Annotated in this window: 3 protein-coding genes; all 3 read left to right on the top strand. The window is 41.7% G+C overall.

All coding sequences use genetic code 11. The annotated features are described in order from the left end of the window. The first annotated feature begins 654 nt into the window (after nt 1-654). The 3 genes from A9239_RS09545 (at nt 655) to A9239_RS09535 (ending at nt 3934) form a co-directional block, all read left to right on the top strand. Nucleotides 655-2163: a 2-isopropylmalate synthase gene (locus tag A9239_RS09545; protein WP_048116347.1), complete on the top strand. Its 1509-nt coding sequence runs from the start codon at nt 655-657 to the stop codon at nt 2161-2163. Between the two features lie 150 nt (nt 2164-2313). Next, on the top strand, nt 2314-3072 hold the full coding sequence (locus A9239_RS09540) for a TatD family hydrolase (protein ID WP_243684313.1): 759 nt from the start codon (nt 2314-2316) through the stop codon (nt 3070-3072). Between the two features lie 220 nt (nt 3073-3292). Beyond that, on the top strand, nt 3293-3934 hold the full coding sequence (locus A9239_RS09535; RefSeq protein WP_048116343.1) for an MBL fold metallo-hydrolase: 642 nt from the start codon (nt 3293-3295) through the stop codon (nt 3932-3934). The last annotated feature ends 133 nt before the right edge of the window (nt 3935-4067 follow it).

Below are 4067 nucleotides of genomic sequence, written 5' to 3'. Positions count from 1 at the left end.
AAAGAGATTTGTGATTTTTATACCTACGCAATCAGTTTGCGCAGGGACATATACAAGGTATTTCTTGTATATAAAGCTTTGTGTTATTTACCTCGACACAATCACATTGTGAGAGGGAGGTATACAAGGAATTTCTTATATATAAAGCTTTGTATTGTTTTCCTCAGAACATTTGATATGTACGGGGAAGTTATCCAACACATTGATTATATATAAAACTTCTCCTGCAAAGGAGATTGAACAATTTTGAAAGAGGGAAATGAGAAGAGTTAAAAGGTTTCAAAAGAGTTGTACTTTCGAATCCTTAACTTTATCCGTTTTTATGAGCCATTGTTTCAGAAAAACAATGTCTACAGGCACCTTTGGTTTCCATATTTCAGGTTCGTTTTTCCGGCACCTTTAAATTCCGTTTTTCAAGTCCCGTTTTTCAAGTTTCGTTTTTCATCCTCATAGATGTCGTGTTACACCTTGAGAAGCAACCCTAGAATGGGGCATCTAGTATAAATAAGTTTCTGTCGAAAAATAAAAAAACAAAACTTAAGTTTAAATATAAAAGAACTCTCGTGAGATTTATATACTAGAAATCTACATTCAACTAGATGATTACTATGAATGTAAGAACTGAAAGAAGGGATCGATTTTTACATCGAACCTATGAGGAATAAAAAGGTAACTGTTTTTGACACAACACTGCGTGACGGAGAACAAACCCCTGGTGTATCTCTAACTTCTGCCCAGAAGCTGGAAATTGCCCGTCAACTTGACAAACTCGGGGTAGACATTATAGAAGCTGGGTTTCCAATCTCATCAGAAGGAGATAAAGAATCCGTAAAATCTATTTCTCATGCCGGACTGGATCTTGAGGTTTGTGGACTTGCCCGTGTATTGAAAAAAGATATTGATGCCTGTTTTGACAGTGATGTAGGACTTGTGCATACTTTCGTCCCTACTTCTGAAGTACAGCGGACATATACCATCAGAAAAAGCCAGGAAGAAGTAATTCAAATGGCTGTGGAGGCTGTCCAGTACATTAAAGATAATGGGAGAAGATGCATGTTTTCTGCGATGGACGCTACGAGAACCGAACCTGAATATCTCATAGAGGTTTTCAAAGCAGTGCAGGAAGCAGGATGCGATATCATTAACGTACCAGACACCGTAGGCGTTATGGTTCCATCAGCAATGTACAGGCAGATAAAGGATATCGCGGCTGAAATAACGATTCCTATTGATGTACATTGCCATAACGATTTTGGGCTTGCTGTAGCAAACAGCCTTATGGCAGTCGAAGCAGGTGCATCCCAGGTTCAGGTTACAATAAATGGAATAGGTGAAAGAGCAGGAAACGCCGATCTTTCCCAGACAGTCATGAGTCTGACCTCAATCTACGGGGCAAAAACAAATATTCACACTGAGTATCTTGTAGAAACCTCGAAAATGGTTGAAAACTACACAGGAATCAGGCTGCCTCCAAATACACCTGTCGTAGGCCAAAATGCCTTCTCCCATGAGTCCGGAATCCACAGCCAGGGAGTACTCGAAAAATCCGATACTTTCGAGCCCGGGATAATGACACCGGAAATGGTAGGACACAAACGACGTATTGTCCTTGGTAAGCATACAGGTAAACATGCAGTCAAGCAGTCTCTTGAATCTGCAGGCATAATCAGCAATGACAAGCAGCTTGATGAAATTGTATCCAGAATTAAGGATATTGCAAATAAGGGAAAGCACATTACAGATGCGGACCTTTATGCTGTTGCCTCTGCCGTGCTTGGGAAAGCAAGTTCGGAAGACGAACTGATTAAACTCAAAGAAGTTTCTGTAATGACAGGAAATATCCTGACACCGACTGCAGTAGTCAAAGCAGATATCCAAGGTAAAGAAACCATTGCAGCAAAGACAGGCGTTGGCCCTGTAGATGCCGCCCTCAAAGCAGTAAGAGATATCCTGGGAGAAAGTAACCACTTCAGACTCCAGGAATTCAGGATCGATGCAATTACAGGCGGAGCAGATGCCCTTGCAGATGTATACATAGGTCTCGAAAATGAAAAGGGCAGAGTTGTAACTGCAAGGTCTGCAAACCCGGACATAGTTATGGCCTCTGTAGAAGCCCTTGTAAATGCTATGAACCTGCTGTATAAGAGAGAAACAGAACGCTAAAATTGAAGACTTGGGCTGGCCAAACAACTGGCGGGCTCAGGTGCCATAATTAAAAAACAAAAAACCGGATAAGAGCTACATACTCATTTTTGGGTTTGTATTCCATAGTTAGTATAAAAAGTAAAATAAAATGAGATGGAATACAGATCCATGCCTTATCCAATTATTGATTCCCACTGTCATCTTGATTTTCCTAAATTCAACCGCGATAGGGAAGAGACTATTCTACGAGCCAGAGAGGCAGGAGTTGTCGGAATGGTCAACTCCGGAATTTCCCTTAAAGGCAACCGTATTAGCCTTGAACTTGCAGAAAAGAATGAAGATATTTATGTCGCGCTTGGCCTGAGTCCTGATATTGGCAGAGGAGGCGAGGATAAAGAGATAAATGCTATTCTTGCCCAGATTGAAGAAAATGCAGAAAAAGCAGTTGGAATCGGAGAAGCAGGTCTGGATTTTCAGGACTGCAAAACAAACGAGGAACGTGAGAGGCAGACTGCTGCATTCAAAAAGGTAATTGAGCTTGCAAAAGATCTGGACAAACCTCTTATAGTGCACGCCCGGCAGGCTGAAGCGGAAGTGCTGAAACTTGTCAAAGGCGTGAATACGGTAATCTACCACTGCTATAGCGGCCCTGTTGAGACCATGCGGGAAATTGTGGATATGGGATACTATATTTCCCTGGCAACTCTTGTCTGCTTCTCCGAACATCACCAGACTCTTGCAGAAGCTGTTCCGCTTGAAAACTTGCTTCTGGAAACCGATAGTCCATTCCTTTCTCCCCGCAAAGGCAGAAATGAGCCTGCCTTCATAGTAGACTCTGTTCCTGTAGTAGCGCAACTTAAGGATATGGAGCCAGCAGAAATCGCAAAATCGACTACTGAAAATGCGCGCCGAGCTTTTAGTATCTAAATTTTCAAACATTAATTCCCAGACATTAATTCTTAGACATTAATTTCCAGACATTAATTCCAGACATTAATTCTTAGACATTAATTCCAGACATTAATTCTCAGACATATTAAAAGCAAAGAGTAAACAGTAAGGAAAGTGTAAGAAAGAGAAGTAACACAGAAAGTGCAGGAAAGGGAAGCAAGGAAAAAAGGAAAAGAGAAGTGAAAGAGGAAGAACTATGGAAGTCCGGTATATTTGCCCTACAGCTTACGATTCCAGTGTCTATCTGGTAAATGGGAAAGTGCTGATCGACACAGGAATGAACAGCGACCTGATTATCAAGCAACTAGAGAAATATATAAAGCTAACCGACATTGAATTAATAGTCCTGACACATTGCCATTATGATCATGCCGCAGCAGCCGCAGTTATTGCCGAAAGAAGCGGTGCAAAAGTCGGAATACATAAAGCTGACCTGGAGGGCATAAATGATGACTACCTCAGCGTGGCCGTGATTTTTGGGGAGCGGGCTCCTGAAGTCAGGCCCACAATTACATATGAAGAAGGAGATAAAATTGACATCGGAAATGGAGAATACCTGGAAGTAATCCATACGCCGGGTCACTCAAAAGGAAGTATCTGCCTCTATGAGCCTGTCTCAAAAAGTCTTTTCTCCGGAGACACTGTATTTCCAGGCGGGGGTTCCGGAAGAACGGACTTTGAGGGCTCTGTGCCTGAAAAGATGGCTAGCTCAATAGAAAAGCTCACAAAACTGGATGTAAAAAACCTGTACCCTGGACACGGAGCTCCTACGGATAGAGATGGAAATAATCAGATTATGGCTTCCTACAGAATGTTAAAAATGATGATGGGCGAATAAAAGCACGAGAAAAAGGAGCCTTAAAGCAAGTTATGGCCAAAGATACAGCGATTTCAAAAAAGAATAAAAACTTAAGCCCTGAAAAGCCGAATAAAGAAAAAACGAGCAGAAAAACCGGTTCTTTTGTTCCAAA

It is taken from the genome of Methanosarcina sp. A14, from assembly GCF_001729375.1.
Taxonomy (GTDB): Archaea; Halobacteriota; Methanosarcinia; order Methanosarcinales; family Methanosarcinaceae; genus Methanosarcina; species Methanosarcina barkeri.
This window is presented reverse-complemented; position numbering and strand designations above follow the sequence as displayed.

What these genes read in the sequence shown, in the direction of transcription:
- A9239_RS09545 (WP_048116347.1), top strand. Translation starts at nt 655, where the DNA reads ATGAGGAATAAAAAGGTAACTGTTTTTGACACAACACTGCGTGACGGA.
- A9239_RS09540 (WP_243684313.1), top strand. Translation starts at nt 2,314, where the DNA reads ATGCCTTATCCAATTATTGATTCCCACTGTCATCTTGATTTTCCTAAA.
- A9239_RS09535 (WP_048116343.1), top strand. Translation starts at nt 3,293, where the DNA reads ATGGAAGTCCGGTATATTTGCCCTACAGCTTACGATTCCAGTGTCTAT.